Raw genomic sequence first — 17,043 nt, forward strand, 5'->3', positions numbered from 1 at the left:
GCTGATCATGCCCGGCCGGTCCAGTCTCGGACACGGCCGTTCGGTCCTGCCGTGGTGGAACGGCCGGACCGGGGAAATGCCCGGCACTCGGACCAGCGACTGGCCGGGCTCTCCTCAATCAAACCGTCAGCATATTAACGCTCTTCGTGGTCGGACAAACACAAACGGTATCGCCATGGTGGGCGGATGCTGAGAACGTCCAATGGGGAGGCGACATGAACGAGGCCGTACGGATTGCCATGGCCGAGCTGGGCGAGACCGCCGAGCCGCTGGCAGAGAAGGTCGCGGTCGACCCGAAGACCGCCGCGCGGTGGGTGAACCCTGGCCGGATCGCCGACCGCCGACACCGCGGCACGTCCCGGGAGCTGTTCCATATCGTGGGCGGCGCGCTGCGGCCGGGCCTGTCGGATCAACCTTCGGCGAGGCGGTCGGCCGTCGGACGCGTCATGCCCGCCGAGTTCCACGCCGCACTCGACGTCATCCAGGGCACGCACCAAATCCCGCGTCGGCAGGGACGGGTGAAAGCGGGTTGAAGCCGGCCGTGGCTAGTTTCGCCGGGTCGAGCCGTACCGCCGGCACGTCGATCCCTTGGAGGAAGTCATGGAGCATTCACAGGCAGCGCGGGTAGGACAGGGAGCGGTGGCCGGGACGCGCCGGGCGTCGACGTGGCGCCGGGCCGCCCGGGTGGCAGTCGTCGGCGTGCTGGCCGGCGCCGCCGTCGGCCTCGCCGGCTCGCCCGGCCTCGCCGCCACCGGTCGGATCAGCATCTCCAGCCCGACCGGGCCGAACGTCACGTTGCTGAACCCACCCGCCGGCTGCCACAACATCCAGGCCAGCCTCCCGGCGGGCACCGTCGTGCGGAACCAGACCGACGCGACCATCGTGGTCTATCCCGCGCTCGGCTGCTCCGGCCTGCCCTCCGTCGTGCTGCCACCGGGCGGCTCCACCGCGTTCTCGCCGCGAAGCGTCGACGTGCTGTCGTAGCCGACGCGTCCCGGCGTTCCGTCGTGGCCGACGCGTCCGTCAGTACAGGCAGCGCCGCCGTCAGCGGAAGCCGCCGTCATGCGGGCGTCCGCGCCGGGCGTCAGCGGGAGCCGCGCCGCCGCCCGGCCGCCGGCTGCTGAGCCGCCGACTGCTGAGCCGCCGACTGCCGGGCCGCCGACTGCTGGGCGGCCTCGGCCTGGGCTATCGCGCTCTCCTGGATCGCCTCCTGCTCGGCGGCGAGGGCCGCGTCGGCCTCCACGATGTGCCGGACGGCGGCGCTGACGTCGTCGGTGATGATGATCAGTTCGAGGTCGGCAGGGCCGATCTTCCCGTCGGCCGCGAGCGTGTCCCGGAGCCAGTCGATAAGCGGGCGCCAGTACGCCATTCCCATCAGGACCACGGGAAACCGGGTCACCTTGCCGGTCTGCACCAGGGTCAGCGCCTCGAAGAGTTCGTCCAGGGTGCCGAAGCCACCCGGCAGCACGACGAACGCCTGGGCGTACTTGACGAACATCGTCTTGCGGGCGAAGAAGTACCGGAAGTCGATCGCCATGTCGACCCAGTCGTTGAGGCCCTGCTCGAACGGTAGCTCGATGCCGAGCCCGACCGAGAGGCCGCCGGCCTCCGTCGCGCCCCGGTTGGCGGCCTCCATCACCCCGGGTCCGCCGCCGGTTATCACCGCGTAGCCGGCGGCGGCGAGCGCCGCACCGAGCTGCTCGGCGAGCACGCACTCCGGGCTGTCGGGCTTGCTGCGGGCAGAGCCGAAGACGCTGACCGCCGGGGGCAGGTCGGCGAGGGTGTCGAAGCCCTCCACGAACTCCGACAGGATGCGCAGGGCCCGCCAGGCGTCCTTGGTCTTCCAGTCGCCGCGGCTCCGGGAGTCGAGCAGCCGCTGGTCCGCCGTACTCAACGGGATCGCTTCGCGGCGCAGCGTGACCGCCCCCCGGTGCCGTTCCGGTCCCGGGCCCCGGCCGCCGTTCCGGCTCTCGCTGTGGTTCATGGGCTCCACCGTAATCCCGTGGACCGGCGCCGGGGTGGCGTGATCCGGTACGCCGCGGGACAAACATCCGGCGCCGGCGCAACCAAACATGTCTCACCAGCGTCTTACCATTCACAAAGGGAAACGCGCGGCGCCCACACCACGGCCGCGCACCTTCCGGGGGGCAATTGTGATGACCAACGGGGAGATCATCCGGCTTCGCCGACAGATGCAGCGCCGGATCAGGGCGGTGGTGGCCGAGCGCCGGTTGGCCCGCACCACCGCGCCGGTCGGTGCCGACGACGGTGAGCCGGGGTCGGCCCAGGAATCGCTGACACACCAGCACGTCGACGGCTAGTCCGCCGACTGACAGCCCGGGGACAGCGGTCCGGGCCGGCGGCAGAGGGGTCACCGCCGGCCCGGACCGTACCGGGATCGGGGTGCCGGGCCGGGCGAGCCTCAGCGCCGGAGCCCGAGCCGGCAACGCCGGAGTGCAGACCGGGCCGCCTCAGTGTGAGGCAAGCCAGCGGTGCAGGGTGGCCGCGCCGTCCCGGATCTTGCCGATCTCGACGTGCTCGTCGGGGGCGTGCGCGAGGTTCGGGTCACCGGGGCCGAAGTTGAGCGCCGGGATGCCGAGGGCGGCGAACCGCGCCACGTCGGTCCAGCCGAGCTTGCCGATCGGGTCCGCGCCGACCGCCGCCAGGAACTCCCGGGCCGGTGCGGCGGTCAGCCCCGGCAGCGCGCCCGGTGCCGAGTCGATCAGCCGCACCTGGTAGCCGTCGAAGGTCTCCCGGAGGTGCAGCTCCGCCTCCTGCGCCGTACGGTCCGGCGCGAACCGGTAGTTGACCTCCAGCTCGCAGAGATCCGGTACCACGTTGCCGGCGACGCCGCCGCCGATCCGGACCGCGTTCATCCCCTCCCGGTAGACGCAGCCGTCGATGGTGACCATCCGGGCCTGGTAGCCGGCGAGCCGGTGGATCGCGTCGCCGATGCCGTGGATCGCGTTCACCCCGTTCCACGACCGGGCCGAGTGCGCCCGCCGGCCCGCCGCGCTGACGACCGCCCGCATGGTGCCCTGGCAGCCCGCCTCGACCACCCCGTGCGTCGGTTCCAGCAGCACCGCGAAGTCGGCGGTCAGCCACTCCGGATGAGCCTGCGCGACCAGGGTCAGCCCGTTGTAGCGGGACTCGATCTCCTCAGCCTCGTAGAAGAAGTACGTCACGTCGTAGCGGGGCTCGGGCACGCTCACCGCCAGGTGCAGCGCGTACGCCACCCCGGACTTCATGTCGGAGGTGCCGCAGCCGTAGATCAGGTCGCCCTGCACGCTGGACGGGAAGTTGTTGTTCAGCGGCACGGTGTCCAGGTGCCCGGCCAGCACCACCCGCTGGGCCCGCCCCAACTCGGTACGCGCCATGATCGTGTTGCTGTGCCGCGCCACGGTCAGGTGCGGGACGTCCCTCAGCACCTCCTCGACGCAGTCCGCGATCTCCTTCTCGTTCTTGGACACGGACTCGATGTCGACCAGGGCGCGGGTCAACGCGACCGGATCGGCCAACACCTCGGGGGTGAGCGGGTTCTCCATGGTGGGAGACGGTACCGTCAAGGTCGTATCGGCGGGACGCGTCCACGGCTCGGAAATGACGTTCCACACGTCCGCCTGAGTCGAATCCTGCCCGGATGACGGAGAGGTGCACCGGTGACGACCGCACAGCCCGCCTGGGGGATCGGCGTAGCCACGCTCGCCGGGGACCAGGTGCTCGACACGTGGTACCCGACCGGCAAGCTCGGCCTCGGCTCCTCGCCGCTGGTCGCCGGCGAGGACGGCGACGTGCTCGACCTGCCGCCGGGTGCGCTCGGCGAGCGGGCGCTGCCAGGGTTGCGTACCGCGGTGGTGGTCACCGAGATCGGCTCGCTCGCCGACCCGATCAAGGACGCCTCCGACGCGTACCTCCGGTTGCACCTCCTCTCCCACCGGCTGGTCCGGCCCAACGAGCTCAACCTCGACGGCATCTTCGGGGTGCTGGCCAACGTCGCCTGGACCTCGGCCGGGCCGTGCCCGCCGGAGCGGGTCGACGAGCTGCGGGTGGTCGAGCGGGCCGCCGGCCGGCACCTGGCGGTCTACGGGGTCGACAAGTTTCCCCGGATGACCGACTACGTCGTCCCGTCCGGGGTACGCATCGCCGACGCCGACCGGGTACGCCTCGGCGCCCACCTGGCCAGCGGCACCACCGTGATGCACGAGGGTTTCTGCAACTTCAACGCCGGCACGCTCGGCGCCTCGATGGTCGAGGGCCGGATCGTCGCCGGTGTGGTGGTCGGGGACGGCTCCGACGTCGGCGCGGGCGCATCGATCATGGGCACGCTCTCCGGCGGCGGCAAGGAGAAGGTCCGGATCGGTGAGCGCAGCCTGCTCGGCGCCAACGCCGGGATCGGGATCTCGCTCGGCGACGACTGCGTGGTGGAGGCGGGCTGCTACATCACCGCCGGCTCGAAGGTGACCCTGCCGGACGGCCGGGTGGTCAAGGCTCGCGAACTCTCCGGGGTCGACGGGCTGCTCTTCTGGCGTAACTCGGTGACCGGCGCGCTGGAGGCGAAGCCGCGTACCGGCCGGGGCATCGAGCTGAACGCCGCCCTGCACGCGAACGACTGAGCCGGGCGGGTCCGACGCGGTGGGCACCGACGCGGATCCGCGCTCCCAGCGGGAGCGGATGCTCGCCGGCGACCTCTACCGGGCCGACGACCCGGAACTGGTCGCCCTGGCCCGCCGCGCCAGCGTGCTCGTGCGGCGCTACAACACCACCGACGCGGCCGCGCCGGAGCGGCACGCGGCGCTGCTGCGCGAGCTGCTCGGTGCCGTCGGCGCGGACGTGGTGGTCCGGCCGCCCTTCCACTGCGACTACGGCACCCAGATCCGCCTCGGCGACCGGTGCTACCTGAACGTCAACGCGGTGCTGCTGGACGTCGCGCCGATCGAGATCGGCGCGGACGTGCAGATCGGGCCGAACGTGCAGCTCCTCACCCCACACCACCCGCTGGCGGCCGAGCCCCGGCGGGCGAAGTGGGAGGCGGCCCGGCCGATCGCCATCGGCGACAACGCCTGGCTCGGCGGCGGGGCGATCGTGCTGGGCGGCGTCACCATCGGCGCGGACACCGTGGTCGGCGCCGGCAGCGTGGTGACCCGTGACCTCCCACCCGGGGTCCTCGCCCTCGGCAACCCGGCCCGCGTCCACCGCCGCCTCTGACACCGCACGTCCTCCACCGACAGCACCCGCCGGAACCGGGCTCTGCAGGGCGACACCGAGCTCTCCGGGGCGACACCGAACTCTCCGGGGCGACACCGAACTCTCCCGGTCAACCGTCGAGCCAGCCCAGCACGTCCGAGTCAGGCAGCGGCCGGGCGAAGAGGTAGCCCTGCCCGGAGGCGCAGCCCATGTCGAGCAGGACCGTCCGGACCGCCTCCGTCTCCACCCCCTCGGCGATGACGTCCAGGCCGAGCGTGCCGGCGAGCCGGATGATCCCCTCCACCAGCAACCGCTGCCGCCGCGACGTGGCCACGGTCTCGGTGAACGACCGGTCGATCTTGAGTACGTCGGCCGGCATCTGCTGGAGGTAACTCAGCGACGAGAACCCGGTGCCGAAGTCGTCGATGGCGACCCGTAGGCCGAGGGAGCGCAGCTCGGCCAGCTCGGCCCAGACCGGCTCCTGGTCGCGCAACAGCAGGCTCTCGGTGATCTCCAGCATCACCCGGTCCGGCGGCACCTCGGCGGCGGCCAGCGCCGCGCGTACGGTGGTCACGAAACCGGGCGTCCGCAGCTGCCGGGCCGAGACGTTGATGCTGACGTACGGGGCGTGCCCCCCGCCCCGGTCAGCCCGCCACCGGGCCATCGCGGCCGTCGCCTGGCGCAGCACATAGTCCCCGATCGGCTCGATCAGCCCGGTCTCCTCGGCGAGCCCGATGAAGAGCGCCGGCGGCACCGGCCCCCGGGCCGGATGGTGCCAGCGGGCCAGCGCCTCGAAACCGACCGCCGCTCCGGTCCGCATGTCGACGATCGGCTGGTAGTCGACCGAGAAGCTGAGCTTCGCCACCGCCTCGGCCAGCGCGGCCCGCAGCTCCAGCCGCTCCACGATCGCCGTGTGCAGCTCCGACTGGTAGCGGCACCAGCGGCCCTTGCCGGCCCCCTTGGCGACGTAGAGCGCGAGGTCGGCGCGTTGCAGCAGCTCACCGGCGTCACTGGCGTCGGCGGTGGTGGCCACCCCGACGCTGACCGAGCCGTTGACCACGGTGTCGCCGACCTCCAGCGGTTCGGCGAGCGCCCGGACGAGGTGGTCGGCGACCCGCTCCACCTGCGCCGGGTCGTCCGCGTCCGGGATCAGTACGGCGAACTCGTCCCCGCCGAGCCGGGCCACCAGGTCGTTCGGCCCGGCGATCTCCCGCAGCCGCTCACCGGCGGCGATCAGCAACGCGTCGCCGATGGCGTGTCCGTGGGTGTCGTTCACCGCGGTGAACTCGTCGAGGTCGATGGAGAGCGCGCCGACCGTGCGATCGGCGTCCCGGGCCTTCTCCACCGCCTCGTAGACCTGGTCCTGGTAGGAGGCCCGGTTGGCCAGGCCGGTGAGCGAGTCGTGCACCGCCCGATGGGTCAGCTCCTGCTCCAGCCGGACCCGCTCGGTGATGTCCCGCAGGGTCAGCACGAAGCCGCGTACGGTCCGGTCCCGGCGCAGGTCCCGGCAGGTCACCTCGAGCTGTACCCGCTGCCCATCCGGGAGGCGTACGCACCAGTCGATCCCGCGCCGCTCCGGCTCGCCGGCCGCCGGGGTGAGCAGGGTGGCGACCGGGAGCTGCTCCTCGGCGGAGAGCAGTGTGCCGAGATCGGTGCACTCCGCCGGCTCGACGCCGAGGACGCTCCGGACGGAGGGGCTGGCGTAGCGGATCCGCTGGTCGTCGTCGACGATGAGGATCACGTCCGCCGCGTTCTGCACCAGGCTGCGGAAGTATGCCTCGCTCTCCCGGCGGTTGATCTCCTGGGCCAGGCCGATCCGCTCCAACGCCATCGCCGCCTGCGCGGCCAGCACCTCCAGCGAGTCCCGCAGCGAGGGCAGCAGCCGGCTGTCGGTGGCGACCAGCAGCGCGCCGACCCGGGGCGCGCCGCTGGCCCGGCCGCCGCCAGGCGTACCGCCGGTCCGGCCGTCGCCGACGACGGCTCCGGTCCGGCCGTCGCCGACCAGCGGGCAGAGCGCGACGGTCTCGAAGCCCTGGAGCTGCTCGGCCAGCGCCGGTTGCAGGGTCCGGACCCGCAGCAGCCGGCTGCGCCGGGCGACGGCGGGAGTCGGCGCCGGATAGAACGGGGACGCGGCTGCCATTCCCGGCCCCCAGATACTGGTGGTGGCCGCCGGCACCCCGTCGCTGTGGTTGATCGAGAAGACGATCCGGTGCGCGGCCTGCCTCGGCACCAGCCGGGCCACGGCGGTGCGTACCGCCCGGCGGACCTCGGCGGTGTCGGTCGCGGCCACCAACTCGGCGCCGGCCTGGCGCAGCCCGCGCTCCCGGGCCACCGCCTGCCGGTGCCCGTCCACCGCGTCCGCCAGGCGGCTCAGCACCAGGGCGAAGACCACGCCGCCGACCACCGCGATCACCGCGCCGTCCCGGACGTCCCCGTTCAGCACCTCGTAGAGCAGCACCGCCGGGGCGAGGGTGGCGGCGATGCCGAGCAGGACCAGCCGGGTCTTGCCGATCTCGCTGTCCGGCGGTTCGGCCGGCTCGGTCAGCGTCGCCATCGACGGATGCAGCGCGGCGGCGCCCCAGGCGACGTAGAAGCTCAGCCAGCCCAGCTCGTCCGGGCCGCCCGGCTGCCAGCCGCCGCGCAGCAACGCGGCGCCGTAGCTGAGGTCCGAGACGAGCATCCCGGCCGCGCCGAACACCAGCAGCAGCCCGGCGGCGCTGCCCCGCGAGGTGACCGCGATCCGGGCGGCGGTGGCCAGCAACAGCACGTCCAGCAGCGCGTACGCGGCCAGCACCGACTGCTCGAACGTGGTGGGCCCCGGACCGACCAGGTACGGCCGGATCACCAGCACCCAGAGCAGGAAGGCACCGGCGGTGGTGAAGATCAGGAAGTCGAGGAGCCCGGACCGGTCCCGGGCGCCGGTGGTGGAGCGGGTCAGCCCGAGCAGCCCTGCACCGATCAACGGCAGCATCACCAGGTAGAAGAGGTCCGAGACGAGCCCGGAGTCTGCCGGGGAGTCCCCGAGCGGAAAGTTCGCGGCGAGCAGGTAGACGGTGTCGCCGGCGGCGAAGACGACGAGAGCCGCGCCGAGCAGCCACCAGGCGTACGCCCGGTCCGGCCGGTAGCGCCGGATGCCGATCGCCACCGCCGCCATGCCGGCCAGCCCGAACGCGGCGGCCACCACCGGACGCGGCACCGGCAGGGCGAAGAAGCAGACCACCAGCGCAGCGTTGAGCCCGGCGTACCAGGACATCAGTTTCCGAACTGACACGGCTCTCCTGCCGATCGTCGCCGCCGGCTGCGTAGAGGGTCGAAGCAACAGGGTCGAAACAGCTTCGCCGATCGGTCTACCAGTCCTCGATGCGCTTCGCCATCACCCCGCCGGGTACTGGTACCGGCCGATGGGCAGTGAGCAAGGACGCCGGTCAGGCCGAATTGGACGGTGCCATCCGGACGACGAGGTCGGCGCGACCGATCGTGCCGGCGATCAGCTCGGCGTTGCGCTGGTCGGTGCCGCGGGCCCGGGCAGCCGCCTCGGCCGGTTCGCGGCCGAACGCGATGTGCCGGTCGGTCAGCCGGCGCAGCCGTTCGGTCTCGTCGACGTCGAGATACCAGACCTCGTCGAGGAGGTCGCGTACCTCGCCCCACGGCCGCTCCGGGACCAGCAGGTAGTTGCCCTCGATCACCACCAGCGGCACCGACGCCGGCACCGGAATCGCCCCGGCGATCGCCTCCTCGATCTCGCGACGGAACTCGGGTGCGTACACAGTGTCGGGTCCGGCGGTCCGGAGCCGGCGGAGCAGCGCGACGAAGCCGGCACCGTCGAAGGTGTCGAGCGCGCCCTTGCGGGCGTGCCGGTCGAGCCGGCGCAGTTCGTCCTCGGCGAGGTGGAAGCCGTCCATCGGCACCAGCTCGGCGACGCCGTCGAGGGCCGCCACCACCAGCCCGGCCAGGGTCGACTTGCCCACTCCGGGTGGGCCGGTGATGCCGAGCAGCCGGCGCGGGCCCGTCGAGGCCAGCGCGGCGGCCCGGTTCACCAGCTCGGCCAGGTTGTGCGAGAACGGTGCGGTCACTGCCCGGCGATCCGGGGCGGGGTGATCTCGAACCGGGCCTCGACGGCCGCCTGCACGGTCTGTGGGCGCGGGTCGAGCTCGAGTTCCGGGAGTCCCGCGTCGGCGGCCCGGTAGGCCATGCCGTGCCCGGCCAGCGCCATCATCGGCTGCACGCCGGTGCCGGTGTCGGAGAGTTGGATCAGGGCACTGACCTCGACATCGAGCGCCTCGGCGTACTCCCGGGCCCGGTCGAACGCCGCGCCGACGGCGGCGCGCCGCGCCTCCCGGTACGCCGGGCTCTCCGGCCGCAGCTCCCACCACGGCCCGGCGACGGTGCTCTGGTCCTGGTCGGCGAGCCGGAGCATCAGCTCGCCGAGCACCCCGAAGTCGGTCACGGTCACCGTGGTGGTGGCGCTGGCGGCGTATCCGGTCACCTTCTCGCCGGAGCGCTTCAGCTCGGGGCGTACCCAGAGCTGGCCGGTCTCCCGGCGCTCGATCGCGTCGCCGTAGCCGTCGATCAGTGCCCGTACCGCCTCGGCACGCTCGGCCAGCCGGGCCAGCGCGGCCCGGCGGTCCCGGTCGCGGGCGGAGACGGTCACCGTGAACCGGGCGATCTCCGGAGGCACCTCCCGGACCACCTCGCCGCGCACCACCACGATCGGTCGATCCGTCATCCGTCCACCCTAATGCCCGCTCCCCGGCGACTCCGGCTCGGCAATGGACCCGTCGGTGCGCCCACCTCCGGTGTACCAGGACCGGCCGCGGATCAGCCGGGCAGCCGGGCCGCGGCGGCGGCGACCCGCTCGTCGGTGGCGGTGAGCGCCACCCGGATGTGCCGGTCGCCGGCCGGGCCGTAGAAGGTGCCGGGCGCCACCAGGATGCCACGCTCGGCGAGCCAGTCCACCGTGGCCCGACTCTGCTCGCCCCGAGTGGCCCAGAGATAGAGCCCGGCCCCGGAGTGTTCGATCTCGAAGCCCGACCTGACCAGCGCGTCCCGCAGCACCTCGCGGCGGGCGGCGTACCGGCTGCGCTGCTCGGCCACGTGCGCGTCGTCGGCGAGCGCCGCGACCATCGCCGCCTGCACCGGAGCCGGCACGATCATCCCGGCGTGCTTGCGGACCGTGAGCAGGGCGTCGACGAGCGTGCGGTCACCGGCGACGAACCCGGCCCGGTAACCGGCCAGGTTGGAGCGCTTGGAGAGGGAGTGCACGGCGAGCAGGTTGGCGTGGTCGCCGCCGCAGACCTCCGGGTCGAGAATCGAGGTCGGCGTCTCCTCCCAGCCCAACGAGAGGTAGCACTCGTCGCTGGCCACCACGACGCCGCGCTCGCGGGCCCACTCCACAACCTTGCGGAGGTGCTCCGGCGGCAGGACCCGCCCGGTCGGGTTGGCCGGCGAGTTGATCCAGATCAGCCGTACCCGGGGGTCGGGTCCGAGGGCGGTCAGGGCGTCGGCCCGGACCACCTCCGCGCCGGCCAGCCGCGCCCCGACCTCGTACGTCGGATAGCAGACCTGCGGGATCACCACCACGTCGCCCGGGCCGAGCCCGAGCAGCGTCGGCAGCCAGCCGACCAGTTCCTTGGAGCCGATCGTCGGCAGCACCCCGACCGCCTCCGGATCGGCACCGCAGTGTCGGGCCACCCACTCTGCGAGCGCGGCGCGCAGCGTCGGCGAGCCGGCGGTCAGCGGATAGCCGGGCGCGTCCGCACTCGCGGCCAGCGCGGTCCGGACCAACTCGGGCACCGGGTCGACCGGGGTGCCCACGGAGAGGTCGACGATCCCGTCCGGATGCCGCGCGGCCAGCGCCTTTGCCGGCTCCAGCAGGTCCCACGGGAAGTCGGGCAGGTTTCCGGCGCGGCCCGGGGCAGCCCCGCCGGGCCGCCGGGTGGCAGCCGGGGTGGTGCCGCTCAGTGCTCGCCCCGTGGCGGCTGCGCCGCGACGAACGGAGTGTCCTTCTCCACCTTACCGATCTTGGCTGCTCCGCCCGGCGAACCCAGGTCCTCGAAGAACTCGTAGTTCGCGGTGGTGTAGTCCTTCCACTGCTCCGGCACGTCGTCCTCGTAGAAGATCGCTTCCACCGGGCAGACCGGCTCGCACGCCCCGCAGTCGACACACTCGTCGGGGTGAATGTAGAGCATCCGGTTGCCTTCGTAGATGCAGTCGACCGGGCACTCCTCGATGCACGCTTTGTCGAGCACATCCACGCACGGCTCGGCGATGATGTAGGTCACCGATCTTCTCCTCCGCAGGCTCCGCCGCGATCGACCGCGACAGTAAGAGCCTAGTATGTCGCCGGGGAGGGGGTCGATCGTGCTGGGACGCCGCGATGTGGGACACCGGATCGTCGTGCGGCGCATTGTCGGAGATCGCGGCGGTCGCACGCTCTTCAGCGACGCCCTCGGCGAGCTGGTCGACCTGACCGAGACCCATCTCACGCTCGCCACCGACAGCGGGCCGCTGCGGGTGCCGCTGGGCGAGGTGCACCGGGCCAAGCGGGTGCCACCGGCCCGACGCCCGAACGCGGCGGCGGTGGTCGAACTCGAACTCGCCTCGGACGAGGCGTGGCCGGCTCCGGTCCGGGCGCGCCTCGGCGACTGGCTGCTGCGTACCGCCGAGGGGTGGTCCGGGCGGGCGAACAGCGCCCTGCCGGTGGGCGACCCGGACCGGCCGCTGGACGAGGCGATCGACGCGGTCACCCGCTGGTACGCCGAGCGCGGCCGGCCGGCCATGGTCAACGTGCCGTTGCCGCTGGCCGCCCCGGTCGGGGCGGCACTGGACGCCCGCGGCTGGTCGGCCCGACCGCTGGTACTGGTGCAGACCGCACCGCTGACGGCGATCCTGGACGCCGTGCCGCCCCGACCGGAGCTGCCGGCGCCCGAGCTGGCCGAGACCCCCACCCCGGGCTGGTACGCGCTGGCCGCCCGACGCAAGGCGAAGCAGTCCCGCGACCACGCCGGGCCCGACGCCGCGAACCGGGCCGGCGCTCCGCGCCCGGCCGCCACCCCGCTGGGTGGCGGGCCGGCGGTCGAACTGCCGGACGCCGCCCGGCACATCCTCACCGCCGTGCGGCAGGTCCGTTTCGTGCACCTCTACGCCGGCCCGCCCGCCGACGGCCCGGGACCGGTTGGCGGCGACCGGCGGGAGCTTGTCGCGGTGGCCCGGGGCACCGTCACCGGTCCGGGACGCTGGCTCGGCCTGAGCCTGATCGAGGTGGTCCCGCAGGCCCGGCGCCGAGGGCTCGCCCAGCAGGCGGTCCGGGCACTGGCCGGGTGGGCGACCGGACTCGGCGCGACCCGGGCGTTTCTCCAGGTGGAAGAGCACAACGAGGCCGCCGTCTCGCTCTACCGGCGGCTCGGCTTCACCACCCACCACACCTACCAGACGCGGGTCGAGCCGCGACGGGGCTGACCCGGACGGGTCGGTGGGACGGTCAGCGGCGTACCACCCGGCGCGGCTTGGCCTGCTTCGCCTCGGCGTACCGCTTCAGCGACTGCGACCGGTAGTCCCAGCCGAAGGCGGTGAGCAGCAGGTAGCCGACGAGTACGCCGCCGAGGGCGCAGCCGGCGTAGAACCAGATCTGCGCGAAGAACGCCCCGGCACCCGCGGCGAACGGCTGGTTGCCGCTGATGAACGGCCCCACGAAGATGGTCAGCACCATCGCGACCAGTACGGCGAGCGCCATCTCCCCGCCCCAGTCGGGCAGCGGGCGGCGCCGGCCCCGGACGAAGGCCAGGGTCGCCAGCACCACCCCGATCGCGGCGAACATGCCCAGCGAGATCCGGTCCTGCATCTCGGTGTCGTCCCCGAAGGCGAACCGGGCGACGAGCCGCGCCACGACGTTGATCCCGAACAGCACACCCGCGAGTACTCCGACCGGCAGCCAGCGCTCCTTCATCGCACGTCCTCTTGGCGTCCGGCCCCCACCGGACCGGGGGCCACCTGCCACAAGGTTCTACCATCCGTCGCCGCGTGGATCCATGGTGCGAACGACGGGGAAACCGACGCACGCCGTAGCCGCCCGGCGCGGCCCAGCACGACGGGCGAGGTCAGGGCCGCGAGGTCAGGGCCGCAGCAGCGGTGAGTCCGGGCCGCGCGGATTCATGATCATGCGGAAGCCCACGACCGCGAAGGTGACCGAGCCGGCGAAGATCATGGCGATGCCGACCCAGTTGTTGCCGGCGATCAGGATGTCGCCCTCGCTGGTGCCGCCGGCCGCCACCACCATCACGGCGAACCAGACGCCGGCGGGGAGCGCGAGCGCCCACCGCCGCCCGACCGCCCGGGGCGCGAACCAGCCCAGCGCCGCATTCGCCAGCACCGTGACCAGCACCGACACCCCGATCAGCACACCACCGACCCGAAGCGTCGAGAGGATCAGCTCCAGCGCGGCAGTGGCTGCCGCAGCCACCACCGCGACCACTCCGCCCACCACCCGCAGCGTCAGGTCGACCGCCCGGCGCAGCCCCGGCCGGCCGGCGGGCGGCGGGCCCGACTCCTGCTCCGGCGAGGTCGACACGGACGCGCTCGGCAGGGTCACCGCGCCGCCGCCACCTGAGCCGATGACGACGCCCGAGCCGAGGTCGGCCCCGGCTCCGCCGTCGACGGCAGGCCGGCGAAGAGATCGTCCTCCCAGCCGTACGGCCCGAAGCCCGGGCCCCGGGTCCCGGCGGCCAGGGTGTAGTACTCCACCCCCATGAACTCACCGCCGAAGTTGCTGGCGATCGAATAGAGCCACGAGTTGTCCGGGATCTGGGTGGCGTGCGCCCGCATCGCCGCCTCCTTGGCGGTGTGCTGGTCGGTGCCGTCGATCCGGGCCGCGAGCTCGTCGTCCGGCGTGCCGAACGGCAGGTCGTCGGCGTGCTCGGCGCCGGCGAACGGGTTCTCCTCGGCCTCGGCGAAGGCGACCAGGCCGGCCTCCAGCACGCTCTTCGGCATCGCCGTCCAGTAGATCTTGGCCGGCCCGAAGCCCTCGGCGGCGGCCAGTTCGGCGGCGCGCATCGCCACCCGGTGCGCCTGGATGTGGTCCGGGTGCCCGTAGAAGCCGTTCGGGTCGTAGGTGACCAGCACCTGGGGGCGCACCTCCCGCATGATCTCGACCAGGTGCGCCGCCGCCTCGTCGAGGTCGGCCCGCCAGAAGGCCCGCGGATGGTCGTTGGTCGGCAGCCCCATCATCCCCGAGTCGCGGTAGCGCCCCGCGCCGCCGAGAAACCGGTGGTCCCGCACACCGAGCGCGGCGCAGGCGGCGGCCAGCTCCGCGATCCGGTATCCGCCGAGCTGGTCGGCCTCGGTCGCGGCGAGCCCGGCCAGCGCCGGCACGTGGATCTCGCCCTCCTCGCCGAGGGTGCAGGTCACCAGGGTGACTCCGGCGCCCGCCGCCGCGTAGTACGCCATCGTCGCGCCCGTGCCGATCGACTCGTCGTCGGGATGCGCGTGCACCAGCAGCAGCCGCCGGGCCGGCCGGTCCTGGCCGGCCGAGGTCGGATACGTCACCCGGGCAACTCTACGCCGCCGCACCCGCACGCCCTACTCACCGAAGCCGGTCGCCACTCCCGGAGAGTCACCAGGTCACTACCGGTACCGGACGGGGGCGCGATGGCCGGCTCGGCCACATCGCCGCGCGCCCGCCTCTACGATCACGATGTGGACTACCCGGAATTGGCCGCCCGCACCCGCCGCTTCAACCGCGGCGCGCCGCGGTCCGTGACGGTGGCGAACGACGGCTCGCGGGTGCTCTTCCTCCGCTCCGGCGGCCCGACCGACCCGGTTGACGCGCTCTGGATGCTGGACGTGGCAACCGGCACCGAACGCCTGGTCGCCGACCCCGCCGACCTGCTCGCCGAGCCGGCGACGGACGCGGACCCGACCGGCACGCCGCACCCGGCCGAGCAGGCGCTGCGCGAACGGCTCCGGCTGAGCGCCGCCGGCATCGGCTCGTACGCCACCGACCCGCCCGCCCGGGTCGCCGTCTTCGCGCTCGCCGGCCAGCTCTTCCGGGCCGACCTGCTGCACGGGGACGTGGTCGAGATCGCCGTCAACGGTCCGGTGCTCGACCCCCGCCCCGACCCCACCGGCCAGCGGATCGGCTACGTCACCGACGCGGCCGGCGACGGCCGCGTCGGGCAGTTGCGGGTGGTCGACGCCGACGGGACCGACACGCTGCTCGCCGGCGAGGACGCCGGGGTCACCTGGGGGCTGGCCGAGTTCATCGCGGCCGAGGAGTTCGACCGGTTCCGCGGCTACTGGTGGGCGCCGGACGGGCGTTCCATCCTGGCCGCCCGGGTCGACGAGTCCCGGCTGCCCCGCTGGTACCTGCACGACGCCGGTGACCCGGCCAGCCCGCCCCGCTCGGTCGCGTACCCCCGGGCCGGCGGGCCGAACGCCGAGGTGAGCCTGCACCTGCTCGACCTCGACGGCGGCTGGGTCGACGTGCACTGGGACCGGGAGACCTATCCCTACCTGGTCGGGGTGGAGTGGGCCGAGACCGGGCCGCTGATCACCGTACTGCGCAGGTTGCAGCAGCACGGCCTGGTGCTCGCCGTGGACCCGCGTACCGGCGAGACGCAGGTGCACGCCGAGCTCGCCGACCCACGCTGGGTCGAGCCGGTCGCCGGCACACCCCGGCACCTCCCCGACGGCCGGGTACTCGTCGGCGGCGAACTCGCGCACGACGGCTACGACGCCCGCTGCCTCTTCGCCGACGGCACCCTGCTCACCCCACCCTCGCTCTACGTACGCCGGGTGGTCGGCTGGCTGCCGAACCGCAACGGCAGCCCCGACCTGCTCGTCGAGGGAAGCGAGGGGGAGCCGAGCCAGCAGCACCTGTTCCGGGTGCGTACCGCGATCGGGGCCGGCGGGATCGACGCCCGGCGGATGACCGCCGACCCGGGCTGGCACGGCGGCACGGTCGGCGGCGACGTCCTCGTGGTGCAGTCCCGCTCCCTCGACGTGCCCGGCAGCACCTGGACGGTCTGGCAGGGCGACCGGGAGGTGGGCAGGCTGCGCTCGCTCGCCGCAACCCCGCCGTACGCGCCCCGGCCCGCGCTGGAGCGGGTCACCGACCGCCGGCTGCCGACCGCGGTGCTCTACCCCGGCAACCACGTCGCCGGCCGGCGGCTGCCGGTGCTGCTCGACGTCTACGGCGGGCCGGGCCACCAGGAGGTGGTGGCCGCCCGGTCGGCGTGGCTGGAGCGGCAGTGGTGGGCCGACGCCGGCTACGCGGTGGTCACCGTCGACAACCGGGGTACGCCCGGAGTCGCGCCCTCGTTCGAGAAGGTGGTGCACCGGCGGCTCGCCGACGTCATCCTGGCCGACCAGGCGGACGCGCTGACCGCGCTCGCCGGCAAGCACCCCGACCTCGACCTGGGCCGGGTGGCGGTCCGGGGCTGGTCGTTCGGTGGCTGGCTCGCCGCGCTGGCCGTGCTGCGCCGGCCCGACCTGTTCCGGTGCGCCGTCGCCGGTGCGCCGGTGACCGACTGGACCCTCTACGACACCGCGTACAGCGAGCGCTATCTCGGGACCCCGGCCGACAGCCCCGAGGTGTACGCCCACCACTCGCTCCTGGAACTCGCCGCCGAGCCGGTACGCGACCCCGAGGAGGCCCGGCCGATCCTGCTGCTGCACGGGCTGGCCGACGACAACGTGGTGGCCGCGCACACGCTCCGGCTCTCCGCCGCGCTGCTGGCCACCGGCCGGCCGCACTCGGTCATCCCGCTGACCGGCGCCACCCACATGGCGGCCGGCGGCACCGCGGAACGGCTGCTCGCCCTCGAGCTCGACTTCCTCCGCCAGCACCTCTGACCCTCGGCGCAC

Annotated in this window: 17 protein-coding genes; 7 read left to right on the top strand and 10 right to left on the bottom strand. The window is 73.5% G+C overall.

The genetic code is table 11. From position 1 onward, the window contains the following. The first annotated feature begins 215 nt into the window (after positions 1-215). Both ACN28C_RS00630 and ACN28C_RS00635 read left to right on the top strand, forming a co-directional pair. Positions 216-533, top strand: a complete 318-nt coding sequence (locus tag ACN28C_RS00630; RefSeq protein WP_422771676.1) for a hypothetical protein — start codon at positions 216-218, stop codon at positions 531-533. Positions 534-600: 67 nt separating this feature from the next. After that, entirely contained in the window at positions 601-984 is a 384-nt protein-coding gene (locus ACN28C_RS00635; RefSeq protein ID WP_422771677.1) for a hypothetical protein, read from the top strand. A gap of 100 nt (positions 985-1,084) precedes the next feature. Here ACN28C_RS00635 and ACN28C_RS00640 read toward each other — a convergent pair whose 3' ends face one another. Further along, on the bottom strand, positions 1,085-1,984 hold the full coding sequence (locus ACN28C_RS00640) for a TIGR00730 family Rossman fold protein (protein WP_422771678.1): 900 nt from the start codon (positions 1,982-1,984) through the stop codon (positions 1,085-1,087). A gap of 172 nt (positions 1,985-2,156) precedes the next feature. Between ACN28C_RS00640 and ACN28C_RS00645 the strand changes: the two genes are divergently transcribed. Next, on the top strand, positions 2,157-2,321 hold the full coding sequence (locus ACN28C_RS00645; protein WP_422771679.1) for a hypothetical protein: 165 nt from the start codon (positions 2,157-2,159) through the stop codon (positions 2,319-2,321). Between the two features lie 150 nt (positions 2,322-2,471). Here ACN28C_RS00645 and dapE read toward each other — a convergent pair whose 3' ends face one another. Continuing rightward, on the bottom strand, positions 2,472-3,545 hold the full coding sequence (dapE, locus tag ACN28C_RS00650; RefSeq protein ID WP_422771680.1) for a succinyl-diaminopimelate desuccinylase: 1,074 nt from the start codon (positions 3,543-3,545) through the stop codon (positions 2,472-2,474). A 114-nt stretch (positions 3,546-3,659) separates the two neighbouring features. On the opposite strand from dapE, the gene dapD reads away from it, so the two are divergent. Next, positions 3,660-4,613, top strand: a complete 954-nt coding sequence (gene dapD / locus ACN28C_RS00655) for a 2,3,4,5-tetrahydropyridine-2,6-dicarboxylate N-succinyltransferase (RefSeq protein ID WP_422771681.1) — start codon at positions 3,660-3,662, stop codon at positions 4,611-4,613. A gap of 19 nt (positions 4,614-4,632) precedes the next feature. Next, positions 4,633-5,205, top strand: coding sequence for a sugar O-acetyltransferase (locus ACN28C_RS00660; protein ID WP_422771682.1), 573 nt, complete (start codon positions 4,633-4,635; stop codon positions 5,203-5,205). 109 nt (positions 5,206-5,314) lie between these two features. Here ACN28C_RS00660 and ACN28C_RS00665 read toward each other — a convergent pair whose 3' ends face one another. The 5 genes from ACN28C_RS00665 to fdxA all read right to left on the bottom strand — a co-directional run bounded on the left by ACN28C_RS00665 (position 5,315) and on the right by fdxA (position 11,465). Beyond that, positions 5,315-8,455 (bottom strand): putative bifunctional diguanylate cyclase/phosphodiesterase, encoded by a 3,141-nt coding sequence (locus ACN28C_RS00665; protein WP_422771683.1) that lies wholly within the window; start codon positions 8,453-8,455, stop codon positions 5,315-5,317. A 154-nt stretch (positions 8,456-8,609) separates the two neighbouring features. Further along, positions 8,610-9,257, bottom strand: coding sequence for a nucleoside/nucleotide kinase family protein (locus tag ACN28C_RS00670; RefSeq protein ID WP_422771684.1), 648 nt, complete (start codon positions 9,255-9,257; stop codon positions 8,610-8,612). Continuing rightward, positions 9,254-9,910 carry an SIMPL domain-containing protein gene (locus ACN28C_RS00675; protein ID WP_422771685.1) on the bottom strand — a complete coding sequence of 219 codons (657 nt, stop codon included), beginning with the start codon at positions 9,908-9,910 and terminating at the stop codon, positions 9,254-9,256. Before ACN28C_RS00675 ends, ACN28C_RS00670 begins: the two co-directional genes overlap by 4 nt. A gap of 92 nt (positions 9,911-10,002) precedes the next feature. Further along, complete coding sequence (dapC, locus tag ACN28C_RS00680; RefSeq protein WP_422774917.1) at positions 10,003-11,079, bottom strand: succinyldiaminopimelate transaminase; 1,077 nt, start codon at positions 11,077-11,079, stop codon at positions 10,003-10,005. Positions 11,080-11,141: 62 nt separating this feature from the next. After that, positions 11,142-11,465 (bottom strand): ferredoxin, encoded by a 324-nt coding sequence (fdxA, locus tag ACN28C_RS00685; RefSeq protein ID WP_130464890.1) that lies wholly within the window; start codon positions 11,463-11,465, stop codon positions 11,142-11,144. Positions 11,466-11,544: 79 nt separating this feature from the next. On the opposite strand from fdxA, the gene ACN28C_RS00690 reads away from it, so the two are divergent. Beyond that, positions 11,545-12,642, top strand: coding sequence for a GNAT family N-acetyltransferase (locus tag ACN28C_RS00690; protein ID WP_422771686.1), 1,098 nt, complete (start codon positions 11,545-11,547; stop codon positions 12,640-12,642). Positions 12,643-12,664: 22 nt separating this feature from the next. Here the strand turns inward: ACN28C_RS00690 and ACN28C_RS00695 are convergent, their stop codons facing one another. From ACN28C_RS00695 to mshB, 3 genes are all read right to left on the bottom strand, one after another. Next, positions 12,665-13,129, bottom strand: a complete 465-nt coding sequence (locus ACN28C_RS00695; RefSeq protein WP_422771687.1) for a hypothetical protein — start codon at positions 13,127-13,129, stop codon at positions 12,665-12,667. Between the two features lie 165 nt (positions 13,130-13,294). Continuing rightward, positions 13,295-13,771: a hypothetical protein gene (locus ACN28C_RS00700; RefSeq protein WP_422771688.1), complete on the bottom strand. Its 477-nt coding sequence runs from the start codon at positions 13,769-13,771 to the stop codon at positions 13,295-13,297. Then, positions 13,768-14,724 (bottom strand): N-acetyl-1-D-myo-inositol-2-amino-2-deoxy-alpha-D-glucopyranoside deacetylase, encoded by a 957-nt coding sequence (gene mshB, locus ACN28C_RS00705; protein ID WP_422771689.1) that lies wholly within the window; start codon positions 14,722-14,724, stop codon positions 13,768-13,770. The genes ACN28C_RS00700 and mshB overlap by 4 nt, the downstream gene beginning before the upstream one ends. Before the next feature lie 150 nt (positions 14,725-14,874). Between mshB and ACN28C_RS00710 the strand changes: the two genes are divergently transcribed. Next, a complete protein-coding gene (locus tag ACN28C_RS00710; RefSeq protein ID WP_422771690.1) occupies positions 14,875-17,031 on the top strand; it encodes a prolyl oligopeptidase family serine peptidase in 2,157 nt (718 codons plus the stop codon). Positions 17,032-17,043 lie beyond the last annotated feature (12 nt).

Source organism: Plantactinospora sp. WMMC1484 (assembly GCF_049315195.1).
GTDB lineage: Bacteria > Actinomycetota > Actinomycetes > Mycobacteriales > Micromonosporaceae > Plantactinospora.

Coding starts and splice junctions, on each gene's coding strand:
- ACN28C_RS00630 (WP_422771676.1), top strand. CDS start 216: ATGAACGAGGCCGTACGGATTGCCATGGCCGAGCTGGGCGAGACCGCC.
- ACN28C_RS00635 (WP_422771677.1), top strand. CDS start 601: ATGGAGCATTCACAGGCAGCGCGGGTAGGACAGGGAGCGGTGGCCGGG.
- ACN28C_RS00640 (WP_422771678.1), bottom strand. CDS start 1,984: ATGAACCACAGCGAGAGCCGGAACGGCGGCCGGGGCCCGGGACCGGAA.
- ACN28C_RS00645 (WP_422771679.1), top strand. CDS start 2,157: ATGACCAACGGGGAGATCATCCGGCTTCGCCGACAGATGCAGCGCCGG.
- dapE (WP_422771680.1), bottom strand. CDS start 3,545: ATGGAGAACCCGCTCACCCCCGAGGTGTTGGCCGATCCGGTCGCGTTG.
- ACN28C_RS00675 (WP_422771685.1), bottom strand. CDS start 9,910: ATGACGGATCGACCGATCGTGGTGGTGCGCGGCGAGGTGGTCCGGGAG.
- ACN28C_RS00695 (WP_422771687.1), bottom strand. CDS start 13,129: ATGAAGGAGCGCTGGCTGCCGGTCGGAGTACTCGCGGGTGTGCTGTTC.